Below are 19,519 nucleotides of genomic sequence, written 5' to 3'. Positions count from 1 at the left end.
GCGGCGATCACCCTGGTGTCCCGTTCGCCCCGGGGGCACCAGGGTGAACCCGGGAACCCTGCATCACGCCTGTTCGGGTGTCACGGCGAACAACCATGAGATCCCGTTGCAGCCACCTACCGTCCCTCGCCGTGGCCGACGACCAGCAGTACGAGTTCACGAGCGTGCGGGCGATCCGCGGCACCGAGTCCAGGACGATCGCGAAGTGGCAACAGGACGGCTGGGAGCTCGACGGTCAGAGCCAGGGGTCGCTGCTGCGCACGGAGTTGACGTTCTGTCGCGTGAAGCCGGAGACGCTCGGCACCCGGGTCCTGGCTGCCTTCCGTCGTCTGACGCCGAGAGCGCGGCTCGGTCTCGCGGGTGTGGCGGGCGGCGTGGTCCTGCTCGTGGTCGCCCTCGCGGTCGTCCTCGGGCTGCGCGGTGGCGGCAGCGCCTCGGAGACCGCCGCATCGGAGACCGCCGCATCAGCCAGCCGGACCGCCGTCGCGCCCAGCGCGCAGGCCTCCGACGCCGCACCGCAGGTGATCGAGGAGACCGAGCCGGCGGTCGTCCCTCCTCAGCCCCTCGCTGAGCAGGTCCTGACCGCCGGGAACAGCGCCGACCTCGCCGCCCTGCTGGCGGTGTCGGATCCGGGCGGTCAGACGGTCGTCGACTTCGCGACCAGGTACCGCGGGCAGCTCATCGAGTTCGACGGGAACGTCGCGAGCATGCTCGACCACGGCGACTACGACACGCGATTCGACATCCTCGTGTCCGCAGGGGACTACAGCACGACGACGGCGATCGGTCCGAACTTCCTGCTCCGTGACGTCAACACCACGAGCGACCTCCACTGGGAGGGTCCCGACATCCCGGCCACCATCGGCGCGGGCACCAACGTCCACGTCGTCGCCCGAGTGCTCGACTACAACAGCACGCAGCAGCTCCTCTTCCTCGACCCGGTCTCCACGCGAGCCAGGTGACCCCTCGACCCACTGGGCTGAGGCCGCTGTCCAGGTGGTGCGCTGCGACCGCTAGCCGGTCGACGGCCGGGTGAGCCGGGCGGCGAGGACCTCCTCGGCGAGCACCGCCTGCTCGGTGGTGCCGCGGCCGAGCTCCCGGCCGGCGGCGTCGACCGCGCGGCACGCGCAGGTCAGCCGGTTGCCGCGGACCCCGGTGGCGCGGGCGGTCACCCGGACGCGGTCGCCCACCCACGCCGGCGCGCGGTGCTCGACCGACACCGCGGTGCCGACCCCGGCCTCGCCCGGCTCGAGGTGGCCGAGCAGCAGCTTCCGGCCGGCCTCCTCGAAGTGCTTCGCCATCGCGTACGTCGCGTAGACCGGGTGCACCGGGCCGAGCTCGTCGAAGTCCACGGTCATCGCCGCGGCGACGACGACGTCGAGCACCGCGGTCTCACCGACGGCGACCGGGCGCACGGGGCTCAGGCGTCGAAGTCGACGGTGACGGCGTCCGACCGCGGTAGCGACTGGCAGGTCAGGACGTAGCCGGCGTCGACCTCCGCCGGATCCAGCGCGTAGTTGCGGCGCATCTCCACCTCGCCGTCGGTCACCCGCGCCCGGCAGGTGCCGCAGACACCGCCCTTGCAGGCGAACGGCAGGTCCGAGCGCACCCGCTGCGCGGAGTCGAGCACGGGCACGTCGCGGGGCAGCGCCAGCGTCGTCGAGCGGCCGTCCAGCACCACGGTGACCTGGGCGCTCGGGCCCGCCACCGTCTCCTCGTCGCCGCGCACCGGCTCGGGCGGGACGTCGTCGACGTAGAACAGCTCCTGGTGCACCCGCGCGTCCGGCACGCCGAGCTCGCGCAGCAGCGCGCGGGCGTCGGTGACCAGCCCGTGCGGGCCGCACAGCCACCAGTGGTCCACGTGCGGGGCGTCGACGAGGGCGTCGACCAGCGTGCGCAGCCGGTCGCCGTCGAGCCGGCCGCTGGTCAGCTCGGTGTCGCGCGGCTCGCGGGACAGCACGTGCACCAGCTGCAGCCGGGGGCCGAAGCGGTCCTTCAGGTCGGCGAGCTCGTCGGCGAACATCACCGTGTTGGTGCGCCGGTTGCCGTAGAACACGGTGACCGTCGACGCGCCGTCGCGCAGCACGGTGCTCGCCAGGCTCAGCGCCGGGGTGATGCCGGAGCCGGCGACGACGAACACGTGGTCGGCCGGCTGCGACAGGTCGGCGGTGAAGGTGCCCGACGGCGGCAGCACCTCGATCGCGTCGCCCGGCCGCACCTCGTGCACCAGCCAGGAGGAGAAGAAGCCGCCGGGCACCTCGCGGACGCCGACCCGCGGCGGCGCGCCCACCGGCGCGCAGATCGAGTAGGAGCGGCGCTCGTCGCGGTCGCCGTCGACCCGCCGCAGGGTGAGCGCCTGGCCCGGCCGGAACGCGTAGTCGTCGGCCAGGTCCTCGGGGACGTCGAAGGTGACCGCGACCGCGTCGTCGGTGAGCCGTTCGACGTTCGCCACCCGGAGCGGGTGGAACCGCGGACGGCGGCGGGCCGGTGCGCTCACTCAGATCTCCTTCACGTGCTCGAACGGCTCGCCGCAGGCGCGGCAGCGGCGCAGCGCCTTGCACGCCGTCGCGCCGAACTCGCTGATCTCCACGGTGTCGGGGGAGCCGCACAGCGGGCAGGCCGCCGTCCGGCGGGTCGGGCCGAGCTGCAGCGGGATCGGCCCCTCGGGGCGGACCGGCGCCTTGCCGGGCGGCGCGATGCCGGCCGCGGCGAGCTTGCGGCGGCCCTCCTCGGTGATCCAGTCGGTGCTCCACGCGGGGGAGAGCACGGTGCGCACCTCGACGTCGTCGAACCCGGCGGCGTGCAGCGCGTGCAGCAGGTCCGCGCGCATGACGCCCATCGCCGGGCAGCCGGAGTAGGTCGGGGTGATGTCGACGACGACGGTGTCCTCGTGCACGCGGACGTCGCGCAGCACCCCGAGGTCGGCGAGCGTGAGCGTGGGCAGCTCCGGGTCGGTCACCGTCTCGGCGACCGCCCGCGGGTCGGCAGAGATGGCCATCTCTGCCGTCACCAGGTGGCCGCCGGGTGCTGCCGGGCCAGGCCCTGCAGGCCGGCGAGCAGCTCGGCCAGCTCCGGGCCGTGGTCGCCGACCCGGCCGCGCGGCGGCGCGTCGGCCGGCCACGGCGGCACCGTCAGCGTCGCCTTCTCCAGCACGGTGGTGAGCACGCCGCGCACCTCGTCGCGGACGACGGCCGGGTCGACGGCGACGCCCGCGGCGACCAGCCGGGCCTCGACGTCGGTGGCGGCGAAGAGGTCCGCGAGGTGCGGCCACACCGCGTCGACGCCGGCCTGCGCGCGGCGGTGCGACTCGGCCGTCCCGTCGCCCAGGCGCAGCACCCAGCGCGCGGCGTGGTCGCGGTGGTAGGCCAGCTCGTGCACGCCCTTGGCGGCGATCGCGGCGAGCACCGGGTCGCGGGAGTCCCGCAGCCGGGCGAACACCGCCAGCCGGACGGCGGACGCCGCGAGCAGCCGGACCATCGTGCGCGCGAAGTCGCCGTTCTCCGCCGCGACCAGGCCGGTGCAGCGGAACTCGTCCGGGTCGCGGAAGTAGGCGAGCGCGTCCTCGTCGGGGATCGACGCGGTGGCCCGCTCGCGGGACCGGCCCAGGACGCCGGCCGACCCGGCGCGGGCCAGCAGCAGCCGGGCCTGGCCGAGCAGGTCCAGGCCGACGTTGCCGAACGCGACCTCCTCCTCGAGCTCGGGCGCGGCGGTGATCCACTGGGTCAGCCGCTGGGCGAGCACCAGCGCGTCGTCGCCGAGCATCAGGCAGTAGGCGCCCAGGTCGGCGGGGGCGACGCCGTCGGGGACGGTGGTGTCCACCCCGGCCAGCGGGTCGTCGAACCCGGTGCCGAACGCCCAGTGCCCGGCGTCGTCGTGCGCGTTGGTCAGCGCGTCGTAGACCGTCTCCTCGTGCACCATGCCAACGGAACCTCTCGATGAGTTCGTGCCCAGCGGGCGGCCCCCTCTCAGGGCCCCACCCGCGAGGAACGAGCGGGTGAGGGGAGAGGGGGTCCTTCTACATGTGGGGGACGTCCTCCGGGATCTCGTAGAACGTCGGGTGCCGGTAGACCTTGTCGCCGCTCGGGGCGAACATCGGGTCCTTCTCGTCGGGGCTGGACGCGGTGATGGCGGCGGCCCGGACCACCCAGATGCTCACGCCCTCGTTGCGCCGGGTGTAGAGGTCGCGGGCGGCGTGCACGGCCATCTCGTCGTCGGGCGCGTGCAGCGAGCCGACGTGCACGTGGTTGAGCCCGCGCTTGCCCCGCACGAACACCTCGTACAGCGGCCAGTCGCGGCGGCTGACCGACGGCGCCGGCGTCGTCGGCACCTCCGGCCCGGTCGGGACCGCGCCGTGCCCGCCCTCAGCGGTCAGGTCGGTGCTCACGCGTGCTTCTCCGCGTAGGCGGTGGCCGCCTCGGTGACCCAGGCGTTGCCGTCGCGGGCGGCGCGGCGGCGGGCGATCCGGACGGCGTTCATCGGCCCGTCCCCGCTGATCACCCGCTTGAGCTCCGACCAGTCGATCGGGCCGTACCGCCAGTGCCCGCTCTCCTCGTCGAGCGCCAGGTCGGGGTCGGGCAGCGTGACGCCGAGCGCCCGCGCCTGCGGCACGGTCATGTCCACGAAGCGCTGGCGCAGCTCGTCGTTGGTGTGCCGCTTGATGCCCCACGCCATCGACTGCGCGGTGTTGGGGCTGTCGTCGTCGGGCGGGCCGAACATCATCAGCGAGGGCCACCACCACCGGTCGACGGCGTCCTGCACCATCGCCCGCTGCTCGTCGGTGCCGCGCACCATCGTCATCAGCAGCTCGTAGCCCTGCCGCTGGTGGAACGACTCCTCCTTGCAGATGCGGATCATGGCCCGGGCGTAGGGCCCGTAGGAGGAGCGGCACAGCGGCACCTGGTTGCAGATCGCCGCGCCGTCGACCAGCCAGCCGATCACGCCGACGTCGGCGTAGGTCAGCGTGGGGTAGTTGAAGATCGAGCTGTACTTCTGCTGGGACTCGATGAGCTTGTCGGTGAGGTCGGCGCGGTCGGCGCCGAGCGTCTCGGCCGCCGAGTACAGGTACATCCCGTGACCGGCCTCGTCCTGCACCTTGGCCAGCAGGATCGCCTTGCGCCGCAGGCTCGGGGCGGCGAGCAGCCAGTCGCCCTCGGGCTGCATGCCGATGATCTCCGAGTGCGCGTGCTGGGCGATCTGGCGCACCAGCGTCCGCCGGTAGCCCTCGGGCATCCAGTCGCGCGGCTCGATCCGCCGGTCGGCGGCGATCGTCGCCTCGAACTGCTCCTGGAGTGTGGTCTCGTCGACGGCGGCGCGGTCCACGACGGGTGCGGCCATGGCCTTCCTCCCATTTACTGACCGAGCGGTCAGGAATAGTGTGGCCCAGGACACCCGGAGACACAAGCGCGGAGCGAGGACGGCAGTCATGGCGGCATCGACGACGACCACGGCGCAGCGGCTGGGCGAGGCCCCCGACCCCGCGACCCTGGACCCCGCCGAGCGGATGGGCGCCGCCGAGCTGCGGGCGCTGCAGCTCGGGCGGCTGCGGTGGTCGCTGCGGCACGCCTACGACAACGTGCCGCACTACCGCCGCGCCTTCGACGCCGCCGGCGTGCACCCCGACGACTGCCGGGAGCTCGCCGACCTGGCCCGCTTCCCGACGACGAGCAAGGCCGACCTGCGCGAGAACTACCCGTTCGGCATGTTCGCCGTCCCGCGCGAGCAGGTGCGCCGCGTGCACGCCTCGTCCGGCACGACCGGCAAGCCGACCGTCGTCGGCTACACCGAGCGCGACCTCGCGACCTGGGCCGCGGTCATGGCCCGCTCCATCCGCGCCGCCGGCGGCCGGCCCGGCGACGTGCTGCACAACGCCTACGGCTACGGCCTGTTCACCGGCGGGCTGGGCGCCCACTACGGCGCCGAGGCGCTGGGCTGCACCGTCGTCCCGGTCTCCGGCGGCATGACGCCGCGCCAGGTGCAGCTGATCACCGACTTCGCGCCGCGGGTGATCATGGTGACGCCCAGCTACATGCTCACCGTCGTCGACGAGTTCGAGAAGCAGGGCCTGGACCCGCGGGCCTCGAGCCTGCAGATCGGCATCTTCGGCGCCGAGCCGTGGACCGAGCAGATGCGCCGCGAGATGGAGGAGCGCGCCGGCATCCACGCCGTCGACATCTACGGGCTGTCCGAGGTGATGGGGCCCGGCGTCGCGCAGGAGTGCGTGGAGACCAAGGACGGCCTGCACGTGTGGGAGGACCACTTCTACCCGGAGGTCATCGACCCGGTCACCGGCGAGGTGCTCCCCGAGGGCGAGGAGGGCGAGCTGGTGTTCACCTCGCTCACCAAGGAGGCCATGCCGGTCGTCCGCTACCGCACCCGCGACCTCACCCGGCTGCTGCCCGGGACGGCGCGGCCGGGCATGCGGCGGATGCAGAAGGTCACCGGCCGCACCGACGACATGGTCATCCTGCGCGGCGTGAACCTGTTCCCCACGCAGATCGAGGAGGTCGTGCTGCGGACGCCGGGCCTGTCGCCGCACTTCGCCCTCGAGCTGGTCACCCGCGGCCGGATGGACCACCTGGTCTGCCGCGTCGAGGCGCGGCCGGACTGCCCGCCCGAGCGCCGGGAGCCCGCGGCCGCGGAGGTCGCGACCGGCGTCAAGGACTCCGTGGGCTGCACCGTCGAGGTGCTCGTCGTCGACCCGGAGACGCTGCCGCGCTCGATGGGCAAACTGCAGCGCATGACCGACAACCGCGACCGTCCGTGACGGAACTCGCCCGGGCCCGCCGGGGCCGCCCCGGGCACTCGCTGGACTCGCTGCTCGACGTCGCCGTCGCGGTGTTCAACGAGCGCGGCTACGACGCCACCAGCATGGACGAGCTGGCCGGCCGGCTCGGCGTCACCAAGTCGGCGATCTACCACCACGTGCCCGGCAAGGTCGAGCTGCTGCGGCTGGCGCTGGACCGGGCGCTCGACGCGCTGTTCGCCGTCACCGAGGAGCCCGGCGCGCGCACCGGCCGGGCGATCGACCGGCTCGAGCACGTCGTCCGCGGCTCGGTGCGGGTGCTGGCCGCCGAGCTGCCCTTCGTCACCCTGCTGCTGCGGGTGCGCGGCAACTCCCCGGTCGAGCAGGCCGCGCTGCAGCGCCGGCGGGAGTTCGACCGGATCGTCACCGACCTGGTGCGCGCCGCCGAGGAGGAGGGCGACGTGCGCCCCGACGTCGACCCCGCCGTCACCAGCCGGCTGCTGTTCGGCACGGTCAACTCGCTGACCGAGTGGTACCGGCCCGGCGGCAGCCTGTCCCCGGACGCGCTGGCCGACGCGCTGGTCCGGACGACGTTCGAGGGCCTGCGCGCCCGTCCCTGACGGGGCGCGGCGGGCCTCAGCCCTCGCCGCCGAGCTCGGCGTACTCCCAGTCCGCGAGCAGCCGCCGGTCCTCCTCGAGGTCGGCGGGCTCGTCCACGGGCGGCCCGACGGCGACGTCGGCCGTCGGCCCCGCGGGGGGCTGCAGTGCGGTCGGGTCCGGGTACTGCCACTGGTCGCTCATGGCGGGGTCCCTCGGTCGCCGCCCGGCGGGACCGCCGGGGCGGAGGTGGAGGCCGGGTGTTCGGCCGGGGGAGCGGGGGCGGGGCGCGGGCTCCCCGACGACAGCTGCCCGCGCGGCCCCGTGTCCCGGGAGGCTACGCGCGGTCGGGCCCCGGCGCGCCGGTCCGAGGTCCCTGGTCGCCGTCGTCCCGCCCGCCCCGCCCGGCGAGCCGGGCGCGCAGGTCCTCGAGCTCGGCGGTCAGTGCGCCGGCGCGCTCCGCGGCTTCCCGTGCCGCGGCCTCGGCCTCGCCGGCGCGGCGGGTGGCGGCCTCGGCCCGCTCCGCGCTGCGCGCCGCCCCGGTCAGCGCCTCGCGCAGCCCCTGCTCGGCCGCGGCCGCGCGGTCGGCCGCCTCCCGCGCGAGCGTCCGGGCGTCCTGCTCGGCGCGCCGGGCGGCGTCCCGGTCCCGCTCGGCGTCGCGGGCCTGCTCCCGGGCGGCGGCGCCGGCGGCGCGCGCCTCGTCCCGGGCGACCGCCGCCTCGTCGCGCTCCCGCGTCCGCGCCGCCAGGTCGGCGGTGAGCGCGCGCTCGGTGACGTCCCACCGGGCGCGGGCCTCGACGAGCGCGTCGTGCTCCCGGGCGGCGTCCGCGCGGGCCCGCCGCCCGTCCTCCCGCGCCGCCGCGGCGTCCCGCTCGGCCGCCCGCCGGCGGCCGGCGGCCTCCTCGGTCTCCCGCCGGGCGGCGTCCCGCTCCTCGCCGGCCCGGTCGCGCGCCGCCTCCGCCTCCGCCCGGGCGGTCTCCGCCGCCCGGCGTGCCGCGTCCGCCTCGGCGACCCGGCGCGCGGCCTCCGCCTCCGCGGCGGCGATCCGGTCGCCGGCGTCGGCACGAGCGGCCGCGGCGTCCCGCTCGGCCGCCTGCCGCGCCTCCTCGGCGTCGGCGCGCTGCACCTCGGCGGCGCGGGTGCGCTCCTCGGCGTCGAGGCGGGCGGCGTGCGCGGCGTCGACGTCGGCCGAGGCGCGGGCGAGCCGGGCCTCCACCGACGACTCGTCGCGGTACTGCTCCAGCGCCTCGGTCGCGGCGGCGAGCAGCGCGGCCTGGGCCTCGGCCGTCCGGGCCGCCTCCCGGGTGGCGTCGGCCCAGCGGCCCACCAGCTGCCGGACCCGGCCCTCGGGCGGCAGATCCTGCACGAGGGCGGCGGTGGTCGCCGCCAGCCGGGCGGCCGCGGAGCCCGCCGCCCGGGCACGGGCCTGCCGCGCCGACTCGGGGTTGTGGTCCGGCCGCTCGCAGAACCGCGGGGAGGGGCCGCTGCGTCCGGGGCTGCGCGGCCGGGGCGGTGCCGGGCAGCCGGGATAGGCGCAGGTGGCGAAGACGGTCTCGGCGGAGGGCTCCGTCATGCCGTGAGGATAGATGGACGGCGCCCATCCATGTATCTCCGAGGCAGGAGCGAACACTGCATCACTTCCGAGAAGCCCCTACTCTGCGAAGTGAAATCGGGGGACGGACGGAGGTGCCGGCATGGCCGTCCCGGCCGATCCGCGCCCCGGGGAGCGGGGCGGCGTCGTCCCGGGGACGGACCTGACCGCGGTCGGCACCTACCTCGCCGCGTCCCTCGCCGACAGCACCCGGGCGGCCTACACGCGCGACCTCGCCGCCTGGGCCGAGTGGTGCCGCGGCCGGTCGCTGCCGTCCGCGCTGCCGGCCGACCCGCTCGCCGTCGCCGCCTGGCTCGCCGCCATGGCCGACGCCGGGCACAGCCCGCGCTACGTCGCCCGCCGGCTGTCCGCGCTCAACGACGCCTCGCGCACCGCAGGGCACCTCCCGCCCGGTGACAGCGAGGGGGTGCGCCGCACGCTCTCCGGCATCCGCCGCACCGCCGCCCGCGCCGGCGTCCGGCCGCGGCGGGCCCGCGCGCTGGACACCGCGACCGTCCGGGCGCTGGTCGAGGACCTGCCCGACAGCCTCGCGGGCGTTCGCGACCGGGCGCTGGTCCTCGTCGGCTATGCGCTGGGCCTGCGCGCCTCCGACCTGGTCGGGCTGCGGATCGAGGACCTGACCCCGGCCGGGCACGGCGGCCTCGACGTCCTCCTCCGGTACTCCAAGACCGACCAGGAGGGCGCGGGGGAGACCCTCGCCCTCGCGCCCGGCGTCCGCGCGGCCACCTGCCCGGTGCGTGCCGCCCGGGCGTGGCTGGCCGCCCTGGCCGCGCAGGGCGTCACCTCCGGCCCGCTGTTCCGGTCGGTGGGCAAGGGGCGGACCGCGCGGCTGGGCGCCGGCGCGCTGACCACCCGCAGCGTCGACCTGGTCCTGGAGCGCGCCGCCGAGCGGGCCGGGGTCCCCACCGAGGGGCTGTCCCCGCACTCGCTGCGCCGCGGCTTCGCCACCACCGCCTACGCCCGCGGCGTGCCGGAGAAGGAGATCAGCCGCACCGGCCGGTGGCGCTCGCTCGTCGTCCGCACCTACGACGACTCCAGCCGCTGGGCCGACCCGGCCTCCGGCGCGCTCGGCCTCTGAGGCCCTACACCTCGTGCTCCCGGCGGAGCCAGGCGAAGGCGGCCCAGCCGGGCAGGATCGGCAGCCAGAACGTGGCGATCCGGTAGAGGAACACGGCGGGGACGGCGACCGTGTGGTCCATCCCGACGCCGACGAGCCCTGCGATGAGCGCGGCCTCGAGGGCGCCGAGACCGCCGGGCGTCGGCGCGGCCGCGGCGACGGCGGCGCCGGCGAGGTAGACCGCGCCCACGGCGACCGGGCCCACGTCGCCGCCCAGCGCCCGCGTGGACAGGTAGAGGCAGGCCGCGTAGCCGAGCGTGGTCAGCGCCGACCCGCCCAGCAGCAGCACCACCCGGCCGGGGCTGCGCAGCGCCCCGGCCAGGCCGTGGACCGAGCGGCGCAGCGGCGGCACCAGCCGCGCGGCCGTGAACCGCCGGACGGCCGGGACCGCCGCGGCGGCGACGGTGACGGCGAGCACCGCGAGGGCGCCCCACACGACGGCCGGCGACTCCACCGGCCGGGCGAGGTCGGGCAGCGAGCGGCCGGCCCAGATCCCGAACACCAGCAGCAGCACCACGTGGACGACGCTCCCGGCCGCGTAGCTGAGCCCGACGCCGGACGAGGCGACCGCGACGTCGAGTCCGCACCGCTGCAGGTACCGCACGTTCAACGCCATCCCGCCCAGCCCGGCGGGCACCAGCCGGCCGGCGAACGAGGAGGCCAGCTGGGCGAGGAGGGTCGGGAGCGGCCGCAGCCGCACCGCCACCGCCCCCGCGAGGCTCGCCGCGGCGCCCACGTACGTCAGCAGCGACGCCACGAGGACCGGCGGCACCCACGTCCAGTCGGCGTCCCGCACGCGCTCGGCCATGCCGGCGACGTCGCCGAGCTGGGGGAGGAGCAGGTAGCAGGCGAGGGCCAGCACGCCGACGAGGAGCAGCGTCCGGGGCCGGACGCGCTCCAGGTCCACCAGCCTGGGCTCCGGGACGCCGCACCGCTCGCTGACCGCGGCGCGCAGCCGGGCCGCTAGGTGCCGGTCGCGCCGGAGCGCGTCGCGCGTGGCGCCGCTGAGCGAGTCCGGCTGCAGCCGGGGCAGCGCCGCGGCCACCGCGTCCGGCCCCAGCACGGCGACCGCGGTGTCCACGGCCGGTCCCACCCCGGCCTGCAGCGCGAGGGCGACGAGCAGCTGGGCCACGTCCGCGTCCAGCAGCGCGGGCGCCGCGGCGACCTCGCTGAACCCCCAGTCGATCAGCCACGGCGTGCCCGACGGGTCGAGCAGCACGTTGGCCCGGCGCAGGTCGCGGTGGGCCACCCCGTGCCGGCGGAGCACCGCCACCTGCTCCCAGACGCCGCGCAGCACCCGCTCGGTCACGGCCGCGTCGGGCACGCGGTCCAGCGTCGCGCCGTCGACGAGGTCGTAGGACAGCAGCCACGAGTCCCGGCCGACCGGCGCGATCGTGCGGAGGCGCGGGGTCCGGCCGCCCGCGTCGCGGACCAGCAGCGACACCATCGCCTCGTGCTCCACGGTGCGGCGGAGCGAGGAGAACGGGCGCTCGTCGCCGACGTCCTTCAGCCGGAGGAACCGGTAGGCGCGGAACAGCAGGTCCGCCGCCCGGTTCTCCGCACCCATCACCTTGGCGAACACGCGGTCCCCGTCGCGCAGCCGCGCGGTCCAGGGCACCGAGCCGCGGGCGTCGACCACGGCCGGCGCCACCTCCACCGGGTCCAGCCCGCTGCCGGCCAGGGCCGCGGCCACGGCACCCCGCGTCGGCCGGGCCACGGGACGGCCGAACGCCAGCAGCGTCGCGGAGCCGGCCGCGGCGCCGAGCACCAGCGACACGGCGAGGGTGGCCGGGAACGCCCGGGGCGCGAGGAGCTGCAGCAGTGCGGTGACCGCGAGGACCAGCGCCCCGGCCCGCCTCCACCGCCGGGACACGAACGGCGCCAGCACCACGAACGATGCCGCGGCCACGGCCGGCCCGTCCGCCCCGAGCGCGCCGCGCAGGTCGCCCGGCTGCCCGCCCAGGGCCCAGGCCGCCGCGCGGGCCAGGCCCACCGCGGCGGCGCCGCCGGCGAGCAGGTAGCCGAGGAGCCGGGGGCGGCGGAGCAGCAGCGGAGCGGTCCACGCCGCGGCGAGCGAGACCGCCACCAGCGCGGTCACCGCCCCGGTCAGCAACCGCTCCAGGGCCGGGGCGGCCGCGGACAGCCGCGCCACCAGGTCGGCGTCGAGCGCGGCCGCCGCCTCGCGCGACCACGCGGCGACCAGGACCAGCAGCAGCGCGACCGAGGCGAGGACCGCGGTGCGCAGCACGTCGCTGGGGGACCGCGCGTAGCCGGTGACCTCCTCCTCGGAGGGGTCCGCGCCCCGGGGTGCGGGCGGCGCGGCCGCCGGCGCCGGGGGAGGCGCCTCGGCCACCGGCGCCGCCGGGCCGCCCGTCCGGGGCGCTCCGGGACCGGGCATCGCTGGCTCCTCCGCACGTCCGGGGCAGGGCTGACGGCGGGCCACAGTGTGGCCCGCGGGGCGGGGGCGGAGAGCGGACGGCGACGTCCCCTCGGACGGGCGCGGGCGTACTACCGTTCCCCTGCTGCGGCACCACGTCGGGACGCAGGACCGCCCCGGTGCCGGAGCGGGGTGCCCGGTGATGGCGATGAGAGCTCCAGCAGCAGCCCCCCTGGCGGCGCTCCTCCTCGTGGCCGCGTGCGGCGGCTCCGGGGGCGACGACGCGGAGGCCGCGCCCACCACGGTGGCCGGCGCGCCGACGCTGCAGGGCAGCGTCGGGACCGAGGACTCGCCGGACGCCTTCGAGATCGCGCTGATCGACGAGGAGGGCAGGCCGGTGACCGAGCTGCCGGCCGGTGAGTACAACGTCGTCGTCACCGACCACAGCGACGTCCACGACTTCCACCTCGACGGCGGGGACGGCGCGGTCGACGAGAAGACCGGCGTGCGCGACACCGGCGAGACCGTCTGGGTCCTCGACCTCCAGCCGGGCGAGTACCGCTACCTGTGCGATCCGCACCCGAGCATGCACGGCACGTTCACCGTCACCTGACCGGACGGCCGGAGCGCTGTTCGGGCACCGGCGGGCCTCCTAGACTCCGCGCCTACGGCCGCCAGCCACTCCGCCGGGAGGTGGGCCCGTGGACGCTCCGTCCGGCCCGGTCACCAGCCGCCGCGCGCACAGCCGAGCCCCGCGGGTCGCGTGGTGAGCCGGCCCGCCCTGCTCGCCGTCGACGACGACGGCCCGGTGCTGGCCGCCGTCGAGCGCGACCTGCGGGAGCGCTACGGCGAGCAGTACCAGGTGTACGCGGCGTCCTCCGGGGACCAGGCGCTGGACCTGCTGCGCCGGCTGCGGCTGCGCGAGGAGCCGGTGGCGCTGCTGCTGGTCGACCAGCGGATGCCCGGGATGAGCGGCGTCGAGCTGCTGGCCGCCAGCCGGCGGCTCTACCCGGACGCCCGGCGGGTGCTGCTCACCGCCTACGCCGACACCGACGCCGCGATCAAGGCGATCAACGACGCCGACGTCCAGCACTACCTGCTCAAGCCCTGGGACCCGCCGGAGGAGCGGCTCTACCCGGTGCTCGACGACCTGCTGCAGACCTGGCGCCGGCCGCCGCCGGTGGCCAACCTGCGCCTGGTCGGCGACCGCTGGTCGCAGGCCAGCCACGCGGTCCGCGAGTTCCTCACCCGCAACCTGGTGCCCTACCGGTGGCTCGACGTCGAGACCGACCCGCAGGCCCGGGAGCTGCTCGAGGTGGCCGGCATCGACGCCGGCTCGCTGCCGGCGCTCGTGCTCGACGACGGCGAGGTGCTCGTGCGGCCGGACCTGCACGAGGTCGGCGCGCGGATCGGGCTGCGGGCGCGGGCCGAGCGCGCGGCCTACGACCTCGTGGTGGTGGGCGCCGGGCCGGCCGGGCTGGCCGCCGCGGTCTACGGCGCCTCCGAGGGCCTGGCCACGCTGGTGCTGGAGTGCAGCGCGCCCGGCGGGCAGGCGGGCACGAGCAGCCGGATCGAGAACTACCTCGGCTTCCCGGTCGGGCTCTCCGGCGCCGACCTCACGCTGCGCGCCCGCGAGCAGGCCGTCCGCTTCGGCGCCGAGATCCTCGTGCCCGCGGAGGTGGTCGGTGTCCGCCGGGCCGACCCGTACACGGTGGTGCGCCTGGACGACGGCGGGGAGGTCAGTGCCGGCACGCTGATCATCGCCACCGGCGTCGAGTACCGCACCCTCGACGTCCCCGGCGCCGCCGGGCTCACCGGCGTCGGCGTCTACTACGGCGCCGGGCGGGCCGAGGGCGTGGACCACTCGGGCGGCCACGTCTTCGTCGTCGGCGCCGGCAACTCCGCCGGGCAGGCCGCGCTGTTCCTCGCCACGTTCGCCTCGTCGGTGACGCTGCTGGTCCGCGGCGGGGACCTCGCCGCCTCCATGTCCCGCTACCTGGTCGACCGGCTGGCCGCCTCGGAGAAGGTCGCGGTCGAGTACCACACCGAGGTGGCCGGGGCGCTGGGCACGCGGCGGCTGGAGGGGCTGCGGCTGCGGACCGGCACCGCGGAGCGCGAGGTGGCCGCCGACGCGCTGTTCGTCTTCATCGGGCAGGCGCCCCGCACCGCGTGGCTCGGCGACCTGGTCCGCCGCGACGACGGGGGGTTCGTGCTCACCGGCATGGACGTCGGCACCTGGGCGCCGGAGTGGCCGCTGTCGACCCCGCCGCTGCCGCTGGAGACGTCGGTGCCCGGGGTGTTCGCCGCCGGCGACGTGCGGCACGGGTCGGGCAACCGGATCGCCGCGGCCGTGGGGGAGGGCGCGATGGCGGTCCGCTTCGCCCACCAGCGGCTGGGCGCGCGGTGACCGTCGCCGCGGACGAGGGTGTCGCGGCCGCGCTGCGGCACTCGCGGCTGTTCGAGCACCTCCCGGAGGACGACGTCGCCGCGCTGGCCAGGGCCAGCCGCGGCGTCGACCTGGCCGCCGGCGAGGTGCTCATGGCCGAGGGCTCGCCGCCGGAGGCCATGTACGTCGTGCTGGAGGGCGACCTCGAGGTCAGCCGGGAGGTCGGCGGCTCCGAGGTGCTGCTCAACGTGTGCGGCGCCGGCGACCTGGTCGGCGAGCTCGGGCTGGCCCACCGCCGGCCGCGCTCGGCCACCGTGCGGGCGCGGACCCCCGCCCGCGTCCAGCGGATCGGCGCCGACGCGCTGGACCGGCTGCTCACCCACCCCGCGTCGGCCCGGGCGATGCTGCTGGCCGCCACCCGCCGGCTGGACCGCGAGGAGGGCCTGGTCCGCCAGCACGAGCGGATGGCCGCGCTCGGCGCGCTGTCGGCGGGCCTGCTGCACGAGCTCAACAACCCGGCGGCCGCCGTCCAGCGCGGCGTCGCCCGGCTGCGGACCCTGCTGTCCGGCGACGACGACCCCGACGCCCCGCTGCGCGCGCTCGCCGGCGCGGTGCCCGTCCCGGACGACCCGCTGGCGCGCGGGGACGCCGAGCGGGCGCTCGCCGACGTCCTCGCCGCGGCGGGTGTCGACCGAGGCTGGGCGGTCGCCCCCGACCTGGTGCGGCTGGGCGTCGACCCGGCCGGCCTGGCCGGCGCGCTGGCCGCGCTGCCGGCCGCCGGGCGCGGCCGGGCGGTGCGCGGGCTGGCCCGCTCGGCCGAGGTCGCCGCCCTGCTGGAGGAGGTCGCGGCCGGGGCCGACCAGCTGTCCCGGATCGTCTCCGGGGTGCGCCCGCTGGCCTACTCCTCCGACCAGTCGCTGGCCGACGTCGACGTGCACGCGAGCCTGGAGCAGGCGCTGGTGCTGCTGCGCCACGCGGTGCCCCCCGGCGTCCGGGTGGTCGAGGACCTCGACCCGCGGCCGCAGACGGTGCAGGGCTGGGCCGCGGACCTGGCGCTGGTGTGGACCAACCTGCTCGACAACGCGCTCGCCGCGGTGGACCCCGGCGGCACCGTGACGGTGCGGACCCGCGGGGAGGACGACGCCGTGGTGGTCGACGTGGAGGACACCGGCCCGCCGGTGCCCCCGGAGGTGCTCGCCCGCGCCTTCGACCCGTTCTTCACCACCAAGCCGGTCGGCCAGGGCACCGGGCTGGGCCTGGCGACGTCACTGGCGGTGGTCGCCCAGAAGCACCGCGGCCGGCTGACGCTGACCTCCGAGGACGGCGTCACCCGCGCCCGGGTGGTGCTCCCGCGCCGCCGCTGAGCGCCGGCCGGCCGGCCAGCAGCGCGTCGGCCGCGGCCGTCTCCGGGGTCGCCGTCGTGGCCGGCAGGTCCGCGCGCGCCTCGGCGAGGAGGGTCCGCCAGTCCTCCGGCCGCCCCTCCGCCGGGAGGCCGGCGAGGTCGAGGGCGGCGCGCAGCCGGGACAGCCGGGCGCCCTGCCCGGTCGCGATCCACAGTGCCTGGGTCAGGTCGGCCGCCGCATCCGCGGGGTCCCCGCCGCGCGCCAGCACGACGTGCGCGCGCTGGCGGAGCAGCTCGGGCAGGTGGATCTCTTCACCGCTCTCCCGGGCGACGGTGAACGCCTCGGCCAGGTGCTCGTCGGCCCGGTCCGGGTCACCGGCCGCCGCGTCCAGACGCGCCAGCCGGGCGAGGTGGAAGGCGAGGAAGGACCGGAACCCCATGAGGTCCAGGGCCGCGAGGATCCGCTCGAGGAACGCCCGGTCCGGCGGTCCCCCAGGGACGTCGGTGCCGGCGTACGCGGCGCCGTACGCCGACCAGAGCGCGAGCCCGTGCTCGTCGCCGATGGCGGCGGCCGCCGCCCCGGCCCGAGCGGCCCCGGCGTCGTCCCCGAGGAAGTGCCGCATCCAGGAGCCATAGACGTGGAGGAAGGCGAGGCTGGACGGGGCGCGCGGGGAGCCGACCTCCTCGGCCCGTCGGAAGGCCTCCCGCTCCCGGCGCCCGGCCTCCTCGAGCTCGCCGCGCGCGGTGCTCACGAGGGCGTGCGCGGCCAGCACACCGGCGAGCGGGTCGTTGGGCAGAGGCCACAGCGGCGTGACCCGCTCCTCGGCCGGCCGGGCGCAGAAGCCGGCCACAGCCCGCTCCAGGTGCTCCTGTGCGGACACGAGGTGGCCACGGGCGAACTCGTGGATCCCGGTCACCGCCGCCACCTCTGGCCCGAAGGCCGCGAAGGCGGACTCCCGGGCCATCGCGGTGAGCTGGTCCAGCACGCCTCGGGCCGTGGTCAGCCGGCCGCTGGCGTACCAGTAGGCCCAGATCGCGATGAGAGCGGGCAGCGCCTCGGGGCGCCCGAGCCGGGTGGCGAGCTCCTGCGCCCGCCGGTGGTCGGCCTCGACCTCGGGTGCGGCGTAGCCGCGCATCGCGCTCGTGGACAGGCCGCGCAGCATCCGGGCGCCCAGCTCGGCCACGTCGCGGTCGTCGGACGGGGGCAGGGGTTCCACCAGCTCCAGCGCCCGGGTGAGCAGCCGCGCGGCCTCGGCGTGCGCGCCACGGTCCTGCTCGGCCCGCGCGGCCTCGACGTACCGGGCCACCGCGGGCAGCGTCGCGCTCGCCAGGTCCAGGTGCTGGGCGACCAGTGCCGGCTCGGCACCGCGGGCGGCCAGCGCCTCGGCCACGGCGGCGTGGGTGCGGCGGCGCACGTCGAGCACCTGGGTCTCGTACGCGGCGTCGCGCATCAGCGCGTGCCGGAACCGGTAGGCGCCCGTCGCCAGCCCCGCCGGCTCGACGACGCCGAGGTCGGCGAGCACCGTCATCTGCTCGGCCACGACGTCCGGGTCGCCCACCGCCGCGGCGACGGTCGCCGGGTCGAAGGTGGGCCCGATCGTGGCGGCGGCCTGGACCACCCGCAGGTCGACCCCCGGCGCCTTGAGCCGCCAGGTCAGCAGCTCCTGCAGCCGCAGCGGGATCGGCTCCGAGCGCCGCGCCTCCATGCCGGAGCGGGTGAGCTCCTCGACGAACAGCGGGATCCCCTCGGCGTGCTCGACGATCGCCGCCCGCACCGCGTCGTCGAGGTCCCGGCCGGCCGTGAGGTTGCCGACCAGCCGGTCGGCGGCCCGGTCGTCGAGCCGGCCGAGCGGGACCACGCGGGCGGCGTCCCGCCACGGGACCGCGGTCTCGTCGCGGCTGGTGGTGAGCAGCAGCAGGCCCGCCGGGCGGCGCGCGGCGAGGCGGCCCAGCAGGTCGACGGTGGAGGGGTCGGCCCAGTGCAGGTCCTCGGCCACGAGCAGGTGCGGCCGCCGGACGGCGGCCGCCGCCATCCAGTCGACGAGCCGGTCGAGGGTCTCGTCGAGGAGGGCACCCGGGTCCAGCTCGGGCGCCGGGAACTCCGGTGTCGGGGGCAGCCCGGCCAGCGGGCCGATCAGCGGGACGACGACCGCCGGGTCCAGCCCGAGGGACTCCAGGTGGGCGACCAGCGGGCGCAGCCGGTCCCCGCCCTCGCCCGCCCGGCTCACCAGGCGCTCGATCATCCGCGCGATCGGCCAGAGCGAGACGTTGGCGTGGTAGGGCAGGCAGGCGGCGCCGACCACCCGGCCGCCGCTGGCCTCCACCCGGTCGAGGACCTCCGCCGCCAGCCGCGACTTGCCGATGCCCGGCTCGCCGACGACGAGGAACGCGGCGCCGGTGTCGCCCCGCCGCACGGCGTCCCAGGCCGCCAGCAGGCGGGCGCGGGGCTCGTCCCGGCCGACGAGCCCGGCCTTGCGGTACCGCTCGGACTGGAAGCGGGCCGCGGCGTAGCGGGGCCGGTCGACGCGGAACACCTCGACCGGGCGGCTGATCCCCTTGAGCCCGCGCTCGCCCAGGGACTGCAGGTAGAAGTCGGCGTCGACCAGCTGCTGGGTGACGTCGCTGATCACCACCGTGCCGGGGTCGGCGGTCTGCTGGACCCGCGCGGCGAGGTTGGGCACCAGGCCGACGACGGAGTCCCGCTCGGCGACGGCGCCGTCGTCGACCAGGTCGGTGACCACCACCCGGCCGGTGTGGATCCCGACCCGGACGTCCAGGGCCACGCCGAACCGGTCGGTCAGCCGCGCGCGGGCGTCGTGCAGCGCCACCACCAGGTCCAGGCCCGCGAGCACCGCCCGGCGGGCGTCGTCCTCGTGCGGGACCGGGTGGCCGAAGCCGGCGAGGATCCCGTCGCCGGAGTAGTGCATGAGGGTGCCGCCGTACCGGTCGACGGCCTCGCGCGCCGCCGCCCGGTAGAAGGCGAACAGGTCCCGCAGCTGCTCGGGCTCCACCTGCTCGGACAGCAGCGTGGACCCGACCAGGTCGGAGAACAGCAGGGTCATGAGGGCCCGCTCGCCGGCCGGGCCGACCTGGCGGCCGGCGACCCGCTGCAGGACGAGCGCGGCGCGCCGGTTGTCGGGGTCGACGGCGCGCACCTCCTCGGCCGTGGTGCGCGCGGGCTCCAGGTCGCCGGCGGCCAGCGACGCCTCGGCGGCGGTGAGCAGCCGCTCCAGCAGGCGCGCGAGCCGGGTCTCGGCCGAGAGCGCCACCCCGGCGGTCATGCCCGGCCGCCCGGGGGACCGGGGAGCGGTGGCGTCATGGGGACCCGCCTCGCTGCACGCGTCGA

The 19,519-nt window shown here is 77.0% G+C and carries 17 protein-coding genes; 7 read left to right on the top strand and 10 right to left on the bottom strand.

Going from position 1 to position 19,519, the window contains the following annotated elements; genetic code table 11:
* Nucleotides 1-131 precede the first annotated feature (131 nt).
* On the top strand, nt 132-962 hold the full coding sequence (locus tag ACI8AA_RS03480; RefSeq protein ID WP_457043130.1) for a DUF4839 domain-containing protein: 831 nt from the start codon (nt 132-134) through the stop codon (nt 960-962).
* A gap of 51 nt (nt 963-1,013) precedes the next feature.
* Here the strand turns inward: ACI8AA_RS03480 and ACI8AA_RS03475 are convergent, their stop codons facing one another.
* From ACI8AA_RS03475 to paaA, 6 genes are all read right to left on the bottom strand, one after another.
* A complete protein-coding gene (locus tag ACI8AA_RS03475) occupies nt 1,014-1,415 on the bottom strand; it encodes a thioesterase family protein (RefSeq protein ID WP_457043129.1) in 402 nt (133 codons plus the stop codon).
* 5 nt (nt 1,416-1,420) lie between these two features.
* Nucleotides 1,421-2,497: a 1,2-phenylacetyl-CoA epoxidase subunit PaaE gene (gene paaE, locus ACI8AA_RS03470; RefSeq protein ID WP_457043128.1), complete on the bottom strand. Its 1,077-nt coding sequence runs from the start codon at nt 2,495-2,497 to the stop codon at nt 1,421-1,423.
* Nucleotides 2,498-2,998: a 1,2-phenylacetyl-CoA epoxidase subunit PaaD gene (paaD, locus tag ACI8AA_RS03465; RefSeq protein WP_457043127.1), complete on the bottom strand. Its 501-nt coding sequence runs from the start codon at nt 2,996-2,998 to the stop codon at nt 2,498-2,500. It lies immediately after the preceding gene.
* 8 nt (nt 2,999-3,006) lie between these two features.
* The gene (gene paaC / locus ACI8AA_RS03460; protein ID WP_457043126.1) at nt 3,007-3,918 is read right to left on the bottom strand and encodes a 1,2-phenylacetyl-CoA epoxidase subunit PaaC; all 912 of its coding nucleotides are present in this window, start codon (nt 3,916-3,918) and stop codon (nt 3,007-3,009) included.
* A 97-nt stretch (nt 3,919-4,015) separates the two neighbouring features.
* Entirely contained in the window at nt 4,016-4,384 is a 369-nt protein-coding gene (gene paaB, locus ACI8AA_RS03455) for a 1,2-phenylacetyl-CoA epoxidase subunit PaaB (protein ID WP_457043125.1), read from the bottom strand.
* On the bottom strand, nt 4,381-5,334 hold the full coding sequence (gene paaA, locus ACI8AA_RS03450; RefSeq protein ID WP_457043124.1) for a 1,2-phenylacetyl-CoA epoxidase subunit PaaA: 954 nt from the start codon (nt 5,332-5,334) through the stop codon (nt 4,381-4,383). The genes paaB and paaA overlap by 4 nt, the downstream gene beginning before the upstream one ends.
* An 88-nt stretch (nt 5,335-5,422) precedes the next feature.
* Between paaA and paaK the strand changes: the two genes are divergently transcribed.
* Together paaK and ACI8AA_RS03440 are read left to right on the top strand one after the other, a co-directional pair.
* The gene (paaK, locus tag ACI8AA_RS03445; RefSeq protein ID WP_457043123.1) at nt 5,423-6,763 is read left to right on the top strand and encodes a phenylacetate--CoA ligase PaaK; all 1,341 of its coding nucleotides are present in this window, start codon (nt 5,423-5,425) and stop codon (nt 6,761-6,763) included.
* Complete coding sequence (locus ACI8AA_RS03440; RefSeq protein ID WP_457043122.1) at nt 6,760-7,362, top strand: TetR/AcrR family transcriptional regulator; 603 nt, start codon at nt 6,760-6,762, stop codon at nt 7,360-7,362. The genes paaK and ACI8AA_RS03440 overlap by 4 nt, the downstream gene beginning before the upstream one ends.
* A 16-nt stretch (nt 7,363-7,378) precedes the next feature.
* Here the strand turns inward: ACI8AA_RS03440 and ACI8AA_RS03435 are convergent, their stop codons facing one another.
* The gene (locus ACI8AA_RS03435) at nt 7,379-7,543 is read right to left on the bottom strand and encodes a hypothetical protein (RefSeq protein ID WP_457043121.1); all 165 of its coding nucleotides are present in this window, start codon (nt 7,541-7,543) and stop codon (nt 7,379-7,381) included.
* 133 nt (nt 7,544-7,676) lie between these two features.
* Complete coding sequence (locus ACI8AA_RS03430) at nt 7,677-8,912, bottom strand: hypothetical protein (RefSeq protein ID WP_457043120.1); 1,236 nt, start codon at nt 8,910-8,912, stop codon at nt 7,677-7,679.
* A gap of 121 nt (nt 8,913-9,033) precedes the next feature.
* Between ACI8AA_RS03430 and ACI8AA_RS03425 the strand changes: the two genes are divergently transcribed.
* Nucleotides 9,034-10,029, top strand: a complete 996-nt coding sequence (locus ACI8AA_RS03425; protein ID WP_457043119.1) for a site-specific integrase — start codon at nt 9,034-9,036, stop codon at nt 10,027-10,029.
* A 4-nt stretch (nt 10,030-10,033) separates the two neighbouring features.
* On the opposite strand, the gene ACI8AA_RS03420 is transcribed toward ACI8AA_RS03425, so the two are convergent.
* Nucleotides 10,034-12,466: a lysylphosphatidylglycerol synthase domain-containing protein gene (locus tag ACI8AA_RS03420; protein WP_457043118.1), complete on the bottom strand. Its 2,433-nt coding sequence runs from the start codon at nt 12,464-12,466 to the stop codon at nt 10,034-10,036.
* A gap of 187 nt (nt 12,467-12,653) precedes the next feature.
* Between ACI8AA_RS03420 and ACI8AA_RS03415 the strand changes: the two genes are divergently transcribed.
* The 3 genes from ACI8AA_RS03415 to ACI8AA_RS03405 all read left to right on the top strand — a co-directional run bounded on the left by ACI8AA_RS03415 (nt 12,654) and on the right by ACI8AA_RS03405 (nt 16,195).
* Nucleotides 12,654-13,058 (top strand): cupredoxin domain-containing protein, encoded by a 405-nt coding sequence (locus ACI8AA_RS03415; RefSeq protein ID WP_457043117.1) that lies wholly within the window; start codon nt 12,654-12,656, stop codon nt 13,056-13,058.
* Between the two features lie 153 nt (nt 13,059-13,211).
* Nucleotides 13,212-14,852 carry an FAD-dependent oxidoreductase gene (locus tag ACI8AA_RS03410; protein ID WP_457043116.1) on the top strand — a complete coding sequence of 547 codons (1,641 nt, stop codon included), beginning with the start codon at nt 13,212-13,214 and terminating at the stop codon, nt 14,850-14,852.
* A complete protein-coding gene (locus ACI8AA_RS03405) occupies nt 14,849-16,195 on the top strand; it encodes a sensor histidine kinase (RefSeq protein ID WP_457043115.1) in 1,347 nt (448 codons plus the stop codon). Before ACI8AA_RS03410 ends, ACI8AA_RS03405 begins: the two co-directional genes overlap by 4 nt.
* On the opposite strand, the gene ACI8AA_RS03400 is transcribed toward ACI8AA_RS03405, so the two are convergent.
* Entirely contained in the window at nt 16,158-19,454 is a 3,297-nt protein-coding gene (locus ACI8AA_RS03400) for an ATP-binding protein (protein WP_457043114.1), read from the bottom strand. The two genes, ACI8AA_RS03405 and ACI8AA_RS03400, sit on opposite strands and share 38 nt — an antisense overlap.
* Nucleotides 19,455-19,519 lie beyond the last annotated feature (65 nt).

Source organism: Geodermatophilus sp. SYSU D01180 (assembly GCF_054050415.1).
The sequence above is the reverse complement of the archived record's forward strand: the minus strand, read 5'-3'. Positions and strand labels throughout refer to the sequence as shown.